16 protein-coding genes, 1 tRNA gene and 2 pseudogenes are annotated in these 14,195 nt (G+C 71.5%); 14 read left to right on the top strand and 5 right to left on the bottom strand.

Annotated elements, in window-relative coordinates:
* Positions 1-35 precede the first annotated feature (35 nt).
* On the bottom strand, positions 36-338 hold the full coding sequence (locus LQ326_RS26245; protein WP_234540283.1) for a muconolactone Delta-isomerase family protein: 303 nt from the start codon (positions 336-338) through the stop codon (positions 36-38).
* A gap of 107 nt (positions 339-445) precedes the next feature.
* Between LQ326_RS26245 and LQ326_RS26240 the strand changes: the two genes are divergently transcribed.
* The 12 genes and pseudogenes from LQ326_RS26240 to LQ326_RS26185 form a co-directional block, all read left to right on the top strand.
* Positions 446-1,375 (top strand): LysR family transcriptional regulator, encoded by a 930-nt coding sequence (locus LQ326_RS26240; RefSeq protein ID WP_268207560.1) that lies wholly within the window; start codon positions 446-448, stop codon positions 1,373-1,375.
* Positions 1,376-1,504: 129 nt separating this feature from the next.
* On the top strand, positions 1,505-2,218 hold the full coding sequence (locus LQ326_RS26235) for an SDR family NAD(P)-dependent oxidoreductase (protein WP_234540280.1): 714 nt from the start codon (positions 1,505-1,507) through the stop codon (positions 2,216-2,218).
* 53 nt (positions 2,219-2,271) lie between these two features.
* Entirely contained in the window at positions 2,272-2,643 is a 372-nt protein-coding gene (locus LQ326_RS26230) for a YybH family protein (protein ID WP_234540278.1), read from the top strand.
* A 177-nt stretch (positions 2,644-2,820) separates the two neighbouring features.
* Complete coding sequence (tdh, locus tag LQ326_RS26225; protein WP_234540276.1) at positions 2,821-3,849, top strand: L-threonine 3-dehydrogenase; 1,029 nt, start codon at positions 2,821-2,823, stop codon at positions 3,847-3,849.
* Between the two features lie 19 nt (positions 3,850-3,868).
* On the top strand, positions 3,869-5,062 hold the full coding sequence (locus LQ326_RS26220; RefSeq protein WP_234540453.1) for a glycine C-acetyltransferase: 1,194 nt from the start codon (positions 3,869-3,871) through the stop codon (positions 5,060-5,062).
* Positions 5,063-5,181: 119 nt separating this feature from the next.
* Positions 5,182-6,084: a LysR family transcriptional regulator gene (locus tag LQ326_RS26215; protein ID WP_234540274.1), complete on the top strand. Its 903-nt coding sequence runs from the start codon at positions 5,182-5,184 to the stop codon at positions 6,082-6,084.
* A gap of 49 nt (positions 6,085-6,133) precedes the next feature.
* Positions 6,134-6,715 (top strand): helix-turn-helix domain-containing protein, encoded by a 582-nt coding sequence (locus LQ326_RS26210; RefSeq protein ID WP_234540272.1) that lies wholly within the window; start codon positions 6,134-6,136, stop codon positions 6,713-6,715.
* Positions 6,712-7,248, top strand: a complete 537-nt coding sequence (locus tag LQ326_RS26205; RefSeq protein ID WP_234540270.1) for a GNAT family N-acetyltransferase — start codon at positions 6,712-6,714, stop codon at positions 7,246-7,248. Before LQ326_RS26210 ends, LQ326_RS26205 begins: the two co-directional genes overlap by 4 nt.
* A 30-nt stretch (positions 7,249-7,278) precedes the next feature.
* Positions 7,279-7,638 carry an MmcQ/YjbR family DNA-binding protein gene (locus tag LQ326_RS26200; protein WP_234540269.1) on the top strand — a complete coding sequence of 120 codons (360 nt, stop codon included), beginning with the start codon at positions 7,279-7,281 and terminating at the stop codon, positions 7,636-7,638.
* Between the two features lie 116 nt (positions 7,639-7,754).
* Positions 7,755-7,828, top strand: a tRNA-Pro gene (locus tag LQ326_RS26195).
* A gap of 840 nt (positions 7,829-8,668) precedes the next feature.
* Positions 8,669-8,872: pseudogene (locus LQ326_RS48785) on the top strand (transposase); the annotation flags it as partial.
* A 154-nt stretch (positions 8,873-9,026) separates the two neighbouring features.
* A pseudogene (locus LQ326_RS26185) lies at positions 9,027-9,237 on the top strand (NF041680 family putative transposase); the annotation flags it as partial.
* 310 nt (positions 9,238-9,547) lie between these two features.
* Here the strand turns inward: LQ326_RS26185 and LQ326_RS26180 are convergent.
* From LQ326_RS26180 to LQ326_RS26165, 4 genes are read right to left on the bottom strand one after another with little or no spacing between them, the layout of a single operon-like run.
* On the bottom strand, positions 9,548-9,709 hold the full coding sequence (locus LQ326_RS26180) for a hypothetical protein (protein WP_234540267.1): 162 nt from the start codon (positions 9,707-9,709) through the stop codon (positions 9,548-9,550).
* 31 nt (positions 9,710-9,740) lie between these two features.
* The gene (locus LQ326_RS26175; protein WP_234540265.1) at positions 9,741-10,655 is read right to left on the bottom strand and encodes an ABC transporter ATP-binding protein; all 915 of its coding nucleotides are present in this window, start codon (positions 10,653-10,655) and stop codon (positions 9,741-9,743) included.
* Entirely contained in the window at positions 10,652-11,464 is an 813-nt protein-coding gene (locus LQ326_RS26170) for a hypothetical protein (protein ID WP_234540262.1), read from the bottom strand. The genes LQ326_RS26175 and LQ326_RS26170 overlap by 4 nt, the downstream gene beginning before the upstream one ends.
* Positions 11,461-12,159, bottom strand: a complete 699-nt coding sequence (locus tag LQ326_RS26165; RefSeq protein WP_234540260.1) for a hypothetical protein — start codon at positions 12,157-12,159, stop codon at positions 11,461-11,463. Before LQ326_RS26165 ends, LQ326_RS26170 begins: the two co-directional genes overlap by 4 nt.
* Positions 12,160-12,349: 190 nt before the next feature.
* On the opposite strand from LQ326_RS26165, the gene LQ326_RS26160 reads away from it, so the two are divergent.
* Entirely contained in the window at positions 12,350-13,498 is a 1,149-nt protein-coding gene (locus LQ326_RS26160; RefSeq protein WP_234540451.1) for a sensor histidine kinase, read from the top strand.
* A 32-nt stretch (positions 13,499-13,530) separates the two neighbouring features.
* On the top strand, positions 13,531-14,175 hold the full coding sequence (locus tag LQ326_RS26155) for a response regulator (RefSeq protein WP_234540450.1): 645 nt from the start codon (positions 13,531-13,533) through the stop codon (positions 14,173-14,175).
* Positions 14,176-14,195 lie beyond the last annotated feature (20 nt).

Here is a 14,195-nt window from a genome sequence, read left to right as displayed (position 1 = left end):
ATCGGTCCACGGAGAGGCGGCGGTGAAGGTGCGGGTCATCGGGTGCCGTCGCCCCGGCCGGGGTCGTTGGGATGGGACTCCAGCGGGGTGACGGCGAGCGTCATCCAGGGGCGCAGCGGCAGGGTGCCGAGGACCTTCTCGTGGAGCTCCCCCTCGTCGGCGGCGCGCCAGACGCCGATGCTGCGCAACTCGCCCACCGGGCGCCACAGCCGGGCCAGATGACCGGTCGCGGCCAGTTCCCGCGCCCGGACGGCCTCCGCCGCGCGCCGCCGGTCGACCTCGTCCTGGCCCGTGCCCTCGGGAACGGTGGTGGTGATCTCGACCAGGAACTCTCGCACGGTGTGCCCCTCTCATCGTCGGTGACTCCATCGTCCGCCGACGCCGGCGCCGGTGCCACGACCGGCCGCCTCGCTGCTGAGAGGCGCAGCCTCCCAGTGCGCGTAGCATGACGCGCGTGGAGCTGCGCCAGCTGCGGTACTTCGTCGCGGTCGCCGAGGAGCTGAACTTCGGCCGGGCCGCCGAGCGGTTGCTCATCGCGGGCCCCTCGCTCTCCCAGCAGATCAAGGCACTCGAACGGGACCTGGGCGTCCGCTTGTTCGACCGGGACCGCCGTTCGGTCTCCCTCACCCCGGCCGGCGCCGACCTGCTTCCGCACACCCGCACCCTGCTGGAGCGGGCCGAGGACCTCGAACGCCGGGCCGCCCGGCTGTCCGGTTCGCAGTCGGTACGCCTCGGTTACGTGAACTGGCTGCCTGCGGACCTGATGTCGAGGACGGCCGCCGCGGCCCGGATCCACGTGGACGCCTGGGTGGCCCCCTCGCACACCCAGGCCGCCCGGGTCGCCGACCGCAGCCTGGACCTCGCCGTCTGCTGGGTGCGCACCGAGGACCTCGCGCGGCTCGGGCTGCGGGCCCGGCTGGTCGGCGCCGACCGGCTCTACGCCGTCGCGAAGGGCACCGACACGAGCGACCTGCCGGCCCGGGACGCCGACATCCTGATCGACGCCGACATCACCTCCTGGGCCTCCTGGAACGTGTACGCCGAGGAGCTCGTCCAGGCCGTCGGCGCCCGCCCGGTGCGCATATCCGACGGTGCCGTCACCGGCCCCGCCTACTTCGACCACGTCCGGCGCTGCACCCGGCCCGTCCTCAACTCGCCCAAGGGCCAGACCACCCCGCTCCCGCCCGACCTGGTCCGGCGCGAGATCGTCGCGCCGAAGGTGTACTGGACCTGGTCCCTGGTCTGGCGGGCCGACGAGGACCGCGCCGGGGTGCTGGCCGCCGTCGACGCCCTGTGCGACGGCGTCGGCGACCTCGGGATCCACGCCCCGGACGCCTGGCTGCCCGCCGGCGACCCGTACGTACTTCGGGGTTGAGCTGCGTTGGGAGGCCCAGCCTCCCAACCGGGAGGAAACCGATCCTGGCGCCCTGGGCCGGGGCGGCCTACCTTCCAAATAGTCGACCGGTCGGCTAGTGATCGGTCAGCCACTACAGAGAAGGTCACCATGAGCACGCAGCAGCAGAAGGTCGCGATCGTCAGCGGTGCCTCGCAGGGCATCGGCGCCGCCATCGTCGAGGGCTACCGCAAGCTCGGCTTCGCGGTCGTCGCCACCTCGCGCACCATCGCCCCCACCGACGACGCCGGCGTCCTGACCGTCCAGGGCGACATCGCCGACCCGGCGACCGCCGAGCGGGTGGTGGCCGCCGCCGTCGAGCGGTTCGGCCGTGTCGACACCGTGGTCAACAACGCCGGCGTCTTCGTCGCGAAGCCCTTCACCGACTACACCGCCGAGGACTACGCCGCCGTGACCGGCATCAACGTCGCCGGCTTCTTCCACCTCACCCAGCAGGCCCTCCCGCACCTGCTCGCCCAGGGCGGCGGACACATCGTCAGCGTCACCACCAGCCTGGTCGACAGCGCGGACGCCCGGGTCCCCTCGGTCCTCGCCTCGCTGACCAAGGGCGGCCTGCAGTCCGCGACGAAGTCCCTGGCGATCGAGTACGCCACCCGCGGCATCCGCGTCAACGCGGTGTCGCCCGGCACCATCAAGACTCCGATGCACCCGGCCGAGACCCACGAGTTCCTCGCCGCGCTGCACCCGGTCGGCCGGATGGGTGAAGTGAGCGACATCGTCGACGCGGTCCTCTTCCTGGAGACCGCGCCGTTCGTCACCGGCGAGATCCTGCACGTCGACGGCGGCATGAGCGCCGGACACTGACGGCACGGCGCTCACTCGAGCAGGTCACCAGGGCACACGAAGGAGGAGCGGACATGACCAGCACGACGGACGACACGGCGATCCTGACCGGGGTGCTCGACAGGTGGAAGGAGGCCGTCGACGCGCACCAACCCGAGCGCGTCGCCGCCCAGTTCACCGAGGACGCCGTCTTCCAGGGGCTGCACCCCTACAGCGTCGGACGGCAGGGCGTCGCCGCGTACTACGACTCCCAGCCCCTCGGGATGAAGGCGGCGTACCGCGTCCTGGAGACCCGGCGGCCCGCCGACGGCGTCGTCCTCGGCTACCTGGCCGTCGAGTTCTCCTTCACGGACCGGCCCCCGCTGGAGGTGAAGCTCTCCGTCCTCGTCACCCGGTCGGGCGAGGACTGGTACATCGCCCACTACCAGGTCTCCCGCCTCGACTGACCGTGTCCTGCCGGGCGTTGCGGGCGGTGTGAAGCGCAGCTGTGGCGGCGCTTAAGAAATCCTCGATGGACCGGCGCCCCCGGGTGCGGCAGATTGCTGTGAGATTCCACCCCCTCCCCGGCCGCGGGCCGCCTCGGCGCCCCCGCGGCCGGGGCCTCACGCACAGGAGCCGTAGCGTTGAAGGCGCTGGTCAAGGAGAAGGCGGAGCCCGGGCTGTGGCTCACGGACGTGCCGGAGCCCGCGGTCGGACCCGGTGACGTGCTCATCAAGGTCCTGCGGACCGGCATCTGCGGCACCGATCTGCACATCCGGGCATGGGACGGCTGGGCCCGGCAGGCCATCAGCACCCCGCTCGTGGTCGGGCACGAGTTCGTCGGCGAGGTCGTGGCGACCGGCCGGGACGTCAGCGACGTCAAGGCGGGCGACCGGGTCAGCGGCGAGGGACACCTGGTCTGCGGCAAGTGCCGCAACTGCCAGGCCGGGCGGCGCCATCTGTGCCGGGCCACGGTCGGCCTCGGCGTCGGCCGGGACGGCGCGTTCGCCGAGTACGTCGCGCTGCCCGCCGGCAACGTCTGGGTGCACCGGGTCCCCGTCGACCTCGACGTGGCCGCGATCTTCGACCCGTTCGGCAACGCCGTGCACACCGCGCTCTCCTTCCCGCTGGTCGGCGAGGACGTCCTGATCACCGGGGCGGGACCGATCGGCCTCATGGCCGCCGCGGTGGCCCGGCACGCGGGCGCCCGCCATGTCGTGATCACCGACGTCAGCGAGGAGCGGCTCGAACTCGCCCGCAAGATCGGCGTGAGCCTCGCCCTGGACGTGTCGCAGGCCGAGATCGCCGACGGGCAGCGGGAGCTGGGGCTGCGCGAGGGCTTCGACATCGGCCTGGAGATGTCCGGCCGGCCCGAGGCCATGCGCGACATGATCGCCAACATGACACACGGCGGCCGTATCGCCGTGCTCGGCCTGCCCGCACAGGAGTTCCCCGTGGACTGGGCCCGGATCGTCACCTCGATGATCACCATCAAGGGCATCTACGGCCGCGAGATGTTCGAGACCTGGTACGCCATGTCGGTCCTGCTGGAGGGCGGTCTCGACCTCGCCCCCGTGATCACCGGCCGCTACGGCTACCGCGACTTCGAGGCGGCCTTCGCCGACGCGGCGAGCGGCCGCGGCGGCAAGGTCATCCTCGACTGGACCCACTGACGACACCCAAGGACTGATGATGTTCGACTCCGTGCGCGACGACCTGCGCGCCACCCTCGACGAGATCCGTGCCGCCGGCCTGCACAAGCCCGAGCGGGTCATCGGCAGCCCCCAGTCCGCGACCGTCGACGTCACCTCCGGCGGCCGCCCCGGCGAGGTCCTCAACTTCTGCGCCAACAACTACCTCGGCCTCGCCGACCACCCCGAGGTGATCGCCGCCGCCCACCAGGCCCTGGACCGCTGGGGCTACGGGATGGCCTCCGTCCGCTTCATCTGCGGCACCCAGGAGGTCCACAAGGAACTGGAGGCGCGCCTGTCCGCGTTCCTCGGCCAGGAGGACACGATCCTCTACTCCTCCTGCTTCGACGCCAACGGCGGTGTCTTCGAGACCCTCCTCGGCGAGGAGGACGCGGTGATCTCCGACGCCCTCAACCACGCCTCGATCATCGACGGCATCCGCCTCTCCAAGGCCCGCCGCCTCCGCTACGCCAACCGCGATCTCGCCGACCTGGAACAGCAGTTGAAGGAGGCACAGGGCGCCCGGCGCCGGCTGGTCGTCACCGACGGCGTGTTCTCCATGGACGGCTACGTGGCGCCGCTCGGCGAGATCTGCGACCTCGCCGACCGCTACGACGCGATGGTCATGGTCGACGACTCGCACGCCGTCGGCTTCGTCGGCCCGTCCGGCCGCGGCACCCCCGAGCTGCACGGCGTGGCGGACCGCGTCGACATCGTCACCGGCACCCTCGGCAAGGCCCTCGGCGGCGCCTCCGGCGGCTACGTGGCCGCCCGCGCCGAGATCGTCGCCCTGCTCCGCCAGCGCTCCCGTCCCTACCTCTTCTCGAACACCCTCGCCCCGGTGATCGCGGCGGCCTCGCTGAAGGTCCTCGACCTGCTGGAGGCGGCGGACGACCTGCGGGTCCACCTCGCCGAGAACACCGCCCTGTTCCGGCGCCGGATGACCGAGGAGGGCTTCGACATCCTCCCCGGCGACCACGCCATCGCCCCCGTGATGATCGGCGACGCGGCCGAGGCCGCCCGGATGGCCGAGCTGCTGCTGGAGCGCGGCGTGTACGTGATCGGCTTCTCGTACCCGGTGGTCCCGCAGGGCCAGGCCCGGATCCGGGTCCAGCTGTCCGCGGCCCACTCGACGGACGACGTCAACCGCGCGGTGGACGCCTTCGTCGCGGCCCGGGCCGAGCTGGCTGGCTGAGCGGGACCGGGGGCTCAGCGGGACCGGCGGGCCGAGCAGGTCCGGCGGGCCAGCAAGTCTGACGGGCTGAGCAGGGCCGACGGTCCGGGCGGCCCCGACATATTGCGATAATCAATCTCATGATCGAGGCGCGGCGGCTCCACATCCTCCGTGCGGTGGCCGACCACCGTACGGTGACGGCGGCTGCCGCCGCGCTGTATCTCACGCCGTCGGCCGTCTCCCAGCAACTGGCGGCCCTGGAGCAGGAGACCGGCCACCGTCTGGTCGAGCGCAGCGCCAAGGGCGTACGGCTGACCCCCGCCGGCGAGATCCTGCTCGCCCACACCAACGCGGTCCTCGCCCAGCTGGAGCGGGCCGAGGCCGAACTGGCCGCGTACGGCTCCGGCGAGGCCGGCACGGTCACCGTCGCCGCCTTCGCCACCGGCATCGCCCAGGTGGTCGCCCCGGCCCTGGCCCGCCTCGCCCGCACCGCCCCAGGCATCCGCATCCGCGTCCAGGACGCCGAGGGCGACGCCAGCCTCCCGATGGTCCTGGACCGGCAGGTCGACGTCGCGGTCGCCGTCGAGTACCGGGGGGCCCCGCCCGCCGACGACCCCCGGCTCACCCACGTACCCCTGTACGCCGAGCCCTTCGACGCCGTCGTCCCGCTCCACCACCGCCTCGCCGACAGCCCCGAGGTCCCCCTCGCCGAGCTGGCCAAGGACACCTGGATCGGCCCCTACCCCGGCAACCCCTGCCACGACGTGGTCGTCCTGGCCTGCGAGAGCGCCGGCTTCCAGCCCCGCCTCGAACACTCCTCCGACGACTTCCGTGCCGTGGTGGCCCTGGCCGCGGCCGACGCGGGCGTGGCCCTGGTCCCGCGCTCGGCGCTGCGCGGCATGGACCTGACCGGAGTCGTCGTACGCCCCGTCGACGGCGTCGCTCCGACCCGCCGCGTCTTCGCGGCCGTACGGCAAGGAGCCGAGGGCCATCCGCTGATCCGCCCGGTGCTCACGGCCCTGGGCGAGGCGGCACGGCTGTGAGCGCGGGCAGTTAACCTGGCCGTTTCATATCGGGGATATCGTCCCGGATATGAAACGAGAGGTGACCGTCACCCCCGACCCCGTGGACGCCCGCCTCGGCGCCCGGCTCGTCGAGCTGCGGACCGAGCGCGGCTGGTCGCTGGGGGAGCTGGCGGAGCGCAGCGGAGTCAGCAAGTCCACCCTGTCGCGGGCCGAGCGGGCCGAGACCAGCCCCACGGCAGCCCTTCTCAACCGCCTCTGCGGCGTCTACGGCCGGACCATGTCCCAGCTGCTCAGCGAGGTCGAGGCGGAACCCGCCCCGGTGCTGCGCGCCGCCGAGCAGCCGGTGTGGGAGGACCTGGCCTCCGGTTTCGTACGCCGGTCCGTGTCGCCGCCGCACGGCGCACTGCGCGGCGAACTCGTCGAGGGCCGGCTCGCGCAGGGCGCGGACATCGCCTACGACCGGCCGCCGGTGCCCGGCCTGGAGCAGCACATCTGGATGCTGGAGGGCAGGCTCGGCGTGACCGCGGACGGCGTCGAGCACGTACTGGAAACCGGTGACTGCCTGCGGCTGCGGGTGTGGGGACCGACCCGGTTCCGCTGCGCCGGGCCGCGCGAGGCCCGGTACGTTCTGGCGGTGGTGCGGCCATGAGGACGCTGCGGCTGGGGGAGGCACAACTCCGGGATTGGGCAGTGGAGTTGGCCGGGCTGCTGGCCGACACCGTGAACGCCGGGGCGTCCCTGGGGTTCCTCGCGCCGCTGGACCCGGAGGAGGCCGTCACCTGGTGGGCGGGGCGGGCGGCCGCGGTGGCCGCCGGGGACCTTGCCGTGTGGGTGGCACTGGACGCCGGCGGCCGGGTCGTCGGCACCGTCGGGCTCAGCTTCCCGTTCCCCGGCAAACCCAACAGCCGGCACCGCGCGGAACTGGTGAAGCTGATGGTCCACCGCGACGCCCGCGGCCGCGGTGTCGCCCGCGGACTGCTGGCCGTCGCCGAGGAGGCCGCGGCCGCCGCCGGGATCACCCTGCTGCACCTGGACACCGAGACGGACAGCCCCGCCGAACGCCTCTACCGCTCCGCGGGATGGACCCGCGCCGGTGTCATCCCCGACTACGCCGCGGACCCCTCCGGCGTGCTGCGGCCGACGACCCTCTACTACAAGCGCGTTGGTGCTCCGGCCAGGTGACTGTCAGTGGCAGGGGCTACGGTTCGGGGCATGCCGGAAGCCGAAGACGTACGCCGTGCCGCCCTTTCCCTGCCGGACACCAGCGAGAAGATCGCCTGGAGTATGCCCACCTTCCGGGTGGCCGGGAAGATGTTCGCCACACTGCCCGAGGACGAGACCTCCATCGCCGTGCGCTGCCCCAAGGAGGAGCGCGACGAACTGGTGCTCGCCGAGCCGGGCAAGTTCTGGATCGCCGATCACGAGGCCCAGTTCGCCTGGGTCCGGGTCCGGCTCGCCGCCCTGGAGGACGAGGGCGAACTGCGCGACATCCTGGCCGATTCCTGGAGGCAGGCGGCCCCGCAGCGACTTCTGGACGCCTACCCGCAGTTGGGGCTGCCGGGCGGAAGCTGATCACCCCCTGGCCCCGCCGCGGCCGGCCCGGACGAAAGGCGTGCGCGATCACCGAGCCGAGTGCGGTATTGTTTCCTTGCGCGTTTCGCCCGGGGAAACCCCAGGTCAAACGGCATCGGGACGTGGCGCAGCTTGGTAGCGCACTTGACTGGGGGTCAAGGGGTCGCAGGTTCAAATCCTGTCGTCCCGACTTTACGAAGTCGCAGGTCAGGGGCCGTTTCAGAGGAGATCTGAAGCGGCCCCTTGATCATTCTTGGGGACCGCTTGGGGACCAGTGCATTTTGAAGGGGCTGTGGCGCACCTTGACCCAGTCAAGGTGCGCCACAGATGGCGGGCCGGTGGTGCGGGTGCATGGTCTGACCTGTGGCTTTCTAGTGCGTCCCGGACAGAGGATGGTGGCGGGGCGCCTCGTGGAGTAGCTGTCGGTGCACCCCTCCATGGGACGCAACCTCCCGAAGGCTGGCCGCGACCGACGTCTGGCATCGCGCCGACTTGGCCCTGAGGCAGCGTGTGGCGCGGATACCGTTGGGCCTGCTGACCTGTGCCAATGATGACTGTTGGACGCTTATGCCCGTTGATGCAGCCGGAAGGCCCAGTATGGTCCAGGGCGCCCCCAGCGGCGATGGGGCCTTGTGCAGCGTGTGCCTGCACGGTCTGCGTACTTCACCGTGCCGGGGCCTCGACGTCGGTCAGTGGTGGAGCAGGTCGTCGGCATCGACTGTCAAGTAGATCTCGGGAGTGGTGGCTTCAAGGGTCCACGCGGGCGAGTACGGCTTGGCCCGGCGTGAGACAGGGGCCATCTTGCCCCTGAAGGCCAGTCTGGGGGATCGGACACAATGCGTCGGATGTCGATGCCGCATGCGCGCCAGGCGGGGATGTCCACCAGCACGGGCATGTGATTGCCCTTCGCCCTGGCCATCCGGTTCTGAGGGGGCGGAATGTGAGCTGATATCTGTTCTGTCGTCGCCTGAACGTGTGGCCTTGCCGTCCGTGGCAGGTCGCCGGGCCAGTGCCGTGCTGAGGAGGCTGGGTGAGTAACCGCAAGCCCTACAAGAGCGATTCATCCGATGAACGCTGGGCGCTGATCGAGCCCGTGATCACCGCCTGGAAGGCCCAGCGCCCCTCCGTCAGCGGCCACGAGGGCCGCTACGAGATTCGGGAGATCGTCAACGCGCTGCTCCATCAGTCCCGGACCGGCTGCCAGTGGGACTACCTCCCGCACGACCTTCCGCCGAGCGGCGCGGTGAAGTACTACTTCTACACGTGGCGCAATGACGGCACCGACCAGGTCATTCACGACCTGCTGCGCTGGCAGGTCCGCAAGAAGAGGGGCCGATCAGCCGACCCCAGCCTGGGGTGCTCGACACGCAGAGCCTGCACGCCGCAGCCGCCCTTGGGAGAGACCGGCCGAATCGAACAAACTTACGCCCGCCTGCGTTCGACGCGGGTTCAGGAACCTCCACACGAAGACCCATGGCCAGCACGTGCACCGAAACCGACCCGGCCCGGCCCCGGCCGACCATCAGGCTCCAAGAACCGCACTCCGGCACCCGTCACGACGTCGGGCGCGTCCTGGCTACCGGTGAGGCGTACAGCCGTCCCGCCCACCACAAGAAGGGCATGGCAGAGATATGGATGCGAAGACCAGCTGGTCGCCTCGCCCGAGTGGGAGCCCGAGCAGTACGTCAGCATTCGCCAGCAGCACCCCCGCTGCAAACGAGTAAGTGCACGCGAGCGCAGATCACGGCCCATTGGTGTGGGCGCGGACCGACCGGTCCGCGCCCACAGCACGACACCGGCGACGTTCTGTTGCCCCCGGTCGAGGAGGAGCTCTCTGGGGAGGCGCTTGTGGGCAGGGTCCATCCGAGCGCCACGCGAGGCGCCAACCGCCGTGTGCTCAGGCAGTTGTTCAACGGCAGTTGCGGCGGCTGCGCACCAGACGGAGGACGTAGATGGGAGCGCCGACGATGGCGGCGATGACGAGGGCCCAGAACACGAAGTAGGCAGGGCCGGGGTGGGAGCCGGTGTCGTTGGCGGCGGCCAGGACGGCGGCGAGTGGCTGCTGGGACATCTTCTGGTCCTTCGTATCGGCGGGGCTGGGGTCAGATGACGCGGAGATTGGCGCTGGCCCGCTCCGGGGCGATGTCGTGCATCAGGGCGATGTAGCCGTCCTCGACGGTGGCGCTGACGCTTTCCGCATCCGGGGCGGGGGCGGTGGAACTGATGACCCGGTAGGTGGTGCCGGCCATGCCGGGGGTGACGTTGACGGTGGGCAGGTCGGGTGGCACGGCGGTGGCCGGCTGGGTGACGTGCCACACCATGGCCTCGGCACGGGTGGCGAGGTCACCGATGGCGCCCTGGAAGGCGACGTGCCCGCGCTCGATCACCACGACGTTCGGGCAGGTCTGCACGATGTCGTCGACGATGTGGGTGGAGAGCAGTACCGTCCGGTCGCCGGCCAGCCTGGCGAGCAGGCTGCGGAACCGCAGCCGCTCCTCGGGGTCCAGTCCCACGGTGGGTTCGTCGACGATCAGCAGCCGGGGGTCGTTCAGGATGGCCTGGGCGATGCCCACGCGGCGCTTCATGCCGCCCGAGTAGCCCTTTACCTTCCGGTTGGCGACATCGCTGAGCGAGACCAGTTCGAGGACCTCATTGACGCGGGCGCGGCGGGCGCGCCGGCCGGTGATGCCCTTGAGCAGCGCCATGTAGTCGAGGAACTGGCGGGCCGTCAAGTCCGAGTACAGGCCGAGCTCCTGGGGGAGGTAGCCGGTGGTGGCCTTGACCTCTCGGCGCTGGCTGCGCGACGTGAGCTCGGTGCCGTCCACCGCGATGGTGCCCGAGGTCGGCAGCAGCACCCCGGTCAGGACCCGCATGAAGGTGGTCTTGCCGGCTCCGTTGGGGCCGAGCAGGCCGACCATACCGGCGGGCAGGCGCAGGTTGACGCTGTCGAGGGCGCGGACCTGTCCGCGCCGGAAGGTGACGGTCAGATCGGTGATGGTCACGTTGGGCGCGGTCATGACGGGCTCCTCTTGGTGAGCACGAGCTGGGTAGTCACGAGGGCGGCGAGCGCCATGAGCAGCAGGAAGGCGATGCTGAGGACGGCCTCGCCGCCGGTCGGGGTGATTCCCCGCTCCCTGGCGTCGGACAAGAAGCCGTGGAACCAGGCACCGGCCGGGTACTCGCCGATGGCTTCGAAGGGCGTGCCGGCGGGGGTGGGGATCCCGAAGCGCGGGCCGACCATGTTGCCCCAGATCCAGTAGCCGAACACACCGAGCCGGTACAGCACGGGCCCGGTCAGATACGGGATGGTGACCGAGCAGGCCGAGATGAAGACCAGCCCGGGAAGGATGATGGCGGCGAACGCCGCGAGGCCGACCGGGATCACCCCAGCGCCGCGCTGGGCGGTCAGGTAGCCGAGAAGGCCCACCCAGGCGACGGCGACCGGTGTGATGGTCGCCGCGCCGGCGCCGATGGCCTTGCCCCACAGGCGCGGGCCGATGCCGGTGGGCGTCGAGGTCAGGAGGTCGTCCAACCCCAGCCGGGCCTCCCGCCGGGCGCGGTCGGCGAGGACGGCGCCGACGCCGATCGGGCACAGCTGGATGAAGTTGTTCGCCCAGTCCGCGACCAGCGTGTCGTGGTCCGTGGTGCTGGTGAAGCCGGGCGGGAAGAGCGATGCGCAGCGCAGCGCGATCAGCCCGATCACGACCAGCCAGACCGCCGGGCGGCGCACCTGCATCAGGTACTCGTAGCGGGCGGCCGCGACGGTCTTCGCCCACCAGGTGCGAGCTGCCGTCGGCGGGGCGGTTCGCTGAAGGACGGTGGTCATGCGGTATCGCTCCCCACAAATCGTTCGGGACGCCCCAGTAGCAGACCGGCCGCGATCACGGCGACGACGCCGACGGCGGACAGGGCGATTCGGTTGACGGTCCATTCGTGCGCCGAAACCTTGGTGCCGACGCCCATGAACATGTACTGCGCCCGCAGCACCGTGTTGTCCCGGATGGCGCGCGTCATCAGGTACTGGGCCAGCCACAGGCCCCCGATCAGGCCGCTTGCGGCGGCCGGGCTGCGTAGGCCGATCGCGATGAGCATCGCCAGTGCGACCAGCCAGAGCATCGGCGGGGCCCACACCAGGACGTAACCGCCTGTGCCCTGCCCCGCGGGCCAGGCGTTCAAGGCGCGGAACACGACGGCGTCCAACAGCGTGACCAGGGCCGCTGGGGCCACCACCAGGCCGGCACGCAGGAACAGCACCCGGCGGTAGACCGTGCTGGTCACGACCAGCTCGGCGCCGGGATCACGCCCCACGATCGAGGAGGCCGTGATGGCGGTGCCGAGCGGGGCGAGGCCCGCCAGGACCGCGCCGGCGGCGAGGTTGAGGTGCTCCGCGCTGGCCCCGGTGGCATGCATGACGATCACCAGGGTCGCGCCGCCCAGCGTTGCCGCCAGTGCCGTCAACGGCGCGGCGATACCGATGACCCGCAGCTCCAATCGGAGGCGGGCCCAGATGGACCGGTTCACGTCCGCCTGCCGGCTGGTGCGGGCCCCGGGGCGACGCGGGGTGTGTCGAGGTCTCGTTGCATGCCGTCAAGCCTGCTCGCGCCGACTGGAGTCGGTAACGGCCACAAGTACTGATCGGGCGTCACGGAGCGGTCCTTTTGGCCGGTGCCGCGGTTGCGGCCGGTTCCCTAGCCTGAGCACCGTGAGGGTGATGGAACGGCTGGCCGCACTGGCCGCCAGGCGAATCGACGTGCTGCTCGGGCTGGCCTTCGCGGCGGTGCTGGCGGCGACGGCCTGCTGGCATGCCGTCCACCCGGGTGACCGGGGCTGGCTGCTCGACTGCGGCATCGGTGCGGTGGTGTGCGTAGCGGCGCTGCTCCGGGAGCGCGATCGGCTGGTCGCCGCGGCCGTCGGGCTGTCCGTCGCGGCTGCCGCCGTCCTCGTCGCCGCCATGGGGTACCTGACCAGTCAGCCCGGCGTCGCCGCCTCCCTGGCGCTGGCCGTCCTGGCCGGCTCCGCCGTCCGGGCGCTGCCGCCCTGGCGGGCCGTCGCGGTCGCCGCGGCCGGGCTCGCGGTCACCGGACTCGGTTGGCTGGTGACCATTTCGCAGGCCGCCACCCACTTCCACATGGGCGTCCACATGGGCGTCCAGGGCTGGTCAGCCGGCCTCGGCACGGGGCTCGTCCTGCGCCTACTGGAGCAGCGCCGCTGGGCCACCGTCGAGGCCGTACGGCGTGACGAACGACTGGCTCTGGCACGGGAGTTGCACGATGTCGTCGCCCACCACGTGTCCGGCATCGTGATGCACACCCATGCCGCCCAGATCATGCTCCGCAAGCAGCCCGACCAGCTCGGCGACGCCCTGGCGGACATCAAACGCTCGGGCACCGACGCCATGGACGCGATGCGACGGGTGGTCGCCCTGCTCCGCGACGAGGAGGACGGCGCCGCCGTCACCGCCGGGCAGGAGCAACTCGTCGACCTGGTCCGCCGCTTCGAGGAGCGCGGACCGGCCGTCGACCTCCGTCTGCCCACCGCGGCGCCGACCTGGCCACCCATCATCACCACCACCGTGTACCGGGTCGTCCAGGAGTCTCTGACCAACATCGCCCGCCATGCCCGCGGCACCCACGCGGCCACCGTCACCATCTCCCAGGACAGCACGGACCTCACCGTCGAGATCGACAACGATGTTCCGCCGCACCCCGCGATCCACGCCTCCACGCGCGACGGCTACGGCCTGGTCGGCATGCGCGAACGCGTCGAGGCACTGGGCGGTACGCTCGACGCCGGTCCGCGGCCCGGCGTCGGCTGGTCGGTACGGGCCACCCTGCCCCTGCAAGCCGGAGACCGCCCGTGAGCATCAGCGTGCTGATCGCCGACGACCAGGCCATGATCCGCACCAGCCTGCGCCTCATCCTGGAGGACGAGCCCGACATCACCGTCGTCGCGGAAGCGCGCGACGGCGCCGAGGCCGTCGCCCTCGCCCGCCAACTGCGGCCCGACGTCTGCCTCATCGACATCCGGATGCCCCGCCTCGACGGCATCGACGTCACCCGCGCACTCGCCGGCCCGGGCGTCGCCGACCCGCTCCGGGTGGTCATCGTCACCACCTTCGGGCTCGACGAGTACGTCCACGGCGCCCTCCAGGCCGGAGCCCTCGGCTTCGTCCTCAAAGACGGCGACCCCACCCTCTTCACCGCCGCCGTGCGGGCTGCCAGCACCGGGGACGCGCTGATCTCCCCGTCGATCACCCGGCGCCTGCTCCGCGACCTCGCCTCCATCAATCCCTCCCCGGCCCACCAGCCCGACCCCGCGCTCACCGACCGGGAGACCGACGTCGTCCGCGCCGTCGCCCGGGGTCGCACCAACCAGGAGATCGCGGCCGCCCTGTTCATCTCCGTCAGTACCGTGAAGGGCCACCTCGCCGCGATCCAGAACAAACTCGGAGCCCGCAACCGCAGCGAGATCACTGCCTGGGCCTGGGAATCCCGCCTCATGCCTGACAGTGCAGATCAACGGAACAGCAGCCGATAGCACCAGCGCCGGTGGGCCCA

Origin of the sequence: Streptomyces shenzhenensis (assembly GCF_021462265.1) — a bacterium.
Classification (GTDB): Bacteria; Actinomycetota; Actinomycetes; order Streptomycetales; family Streptomycetaceae; genus Streptomyces; species Streptomyces shenzhenensis.
The sequence above is the reverse complement of the archived record's forward strand: the minus strand, read 5'-3'. Positions and strand labels throughout refer to the sequence as shown.

Coding starts and splice junctions, on each gene's coding strand:
- LQ326_RS26240 (WP_268207560.1), top strand. CDS start 446: ATGACGCGCGTGGAGCTGCGCCAGCTGCGGTACTTCGTCGCGGTCGCC.
- LQ326_RS26235 (WP_234540280.1), top strand. CDS start 1,505: ATGAGCACGCAGCAGCAGAAGGTCGCGATCGTCAGCGGTGCCTCGCAG.
- LQ326_RS26230 (WP_234540278.1), top strand. CDS start 2,272: ATGACCAGCACGACGGACGACACGGCGATCCTGACCGGGGTGCTCGAC.
- LQ326_RS26220 (WP_234540453.1), top strand. CDS start 3,869: ATGTTCGACTCCGTGCGCGACGACCTGCGCGCCACCCTCGACGAGATC.
- LQ326_RS26215 (WP_234540274.1), top strand. CDS start 5,182: ATGATCGAGGCGCGGCGGCTCCACATCCTCCGTGCGGTGGCCGACCAC.
- LQ326_RS26210 (WP_234540272.1), top strand. CDS start 6,134: ATGAAACGAGAGGTGACCGTCACCCCCGACCCCGTGGACGCCCGCCTC.
- LQ326_RS26205 (WP_234540270.1), top strand. CDS start 6,712: ATGAGGACGCTGCGGCTGGGGGAGGCACAACTCCGGGATTGGGCAGTG.
- LQ326_RS26200 (WP_234540269.1), top strand. CDS start 7,279: ATGCCGGAAGCCGAAGACGTACGCCGTGCCGCCCTTTCCCTGCCGGAC.
- LQ326_RS26180 (WP_234540267.1), bottom strand. CDS start 9,709: ATGTCCCAGCAGCCACTCGCCGCCGTCCTGGCCGCCGCCAACGACACC.
- LQ326_RS26175 (WP_234540265.1), bottom strand. CDS start 10,655: ATGACCGCGCCCAACGTGACCATCACCGATCTGACCGTCACCTTCCGG.
- LQ326_RS26170 (WP_234540262.1), bottom strand. CDS start 11,464: ATGACCACCGTCCTTCAGCGAACCGCCCCGCCGACGGCAGCTCGCACC.
- LQ326_RS26160 (WP_234540451.1), top strand. CDS start 12,350: ATGGAACGGCTGGCCGCACTGGCCGCCAGGCGAATCGACGTGCTGCTC.
- LQ326_RS26155 (WP_234540450.1), top strand. CDS start 13,531: ATGATCCGCACCAGCCTGCGCCTCATCCTGGAGGACGAGCCCGACATC.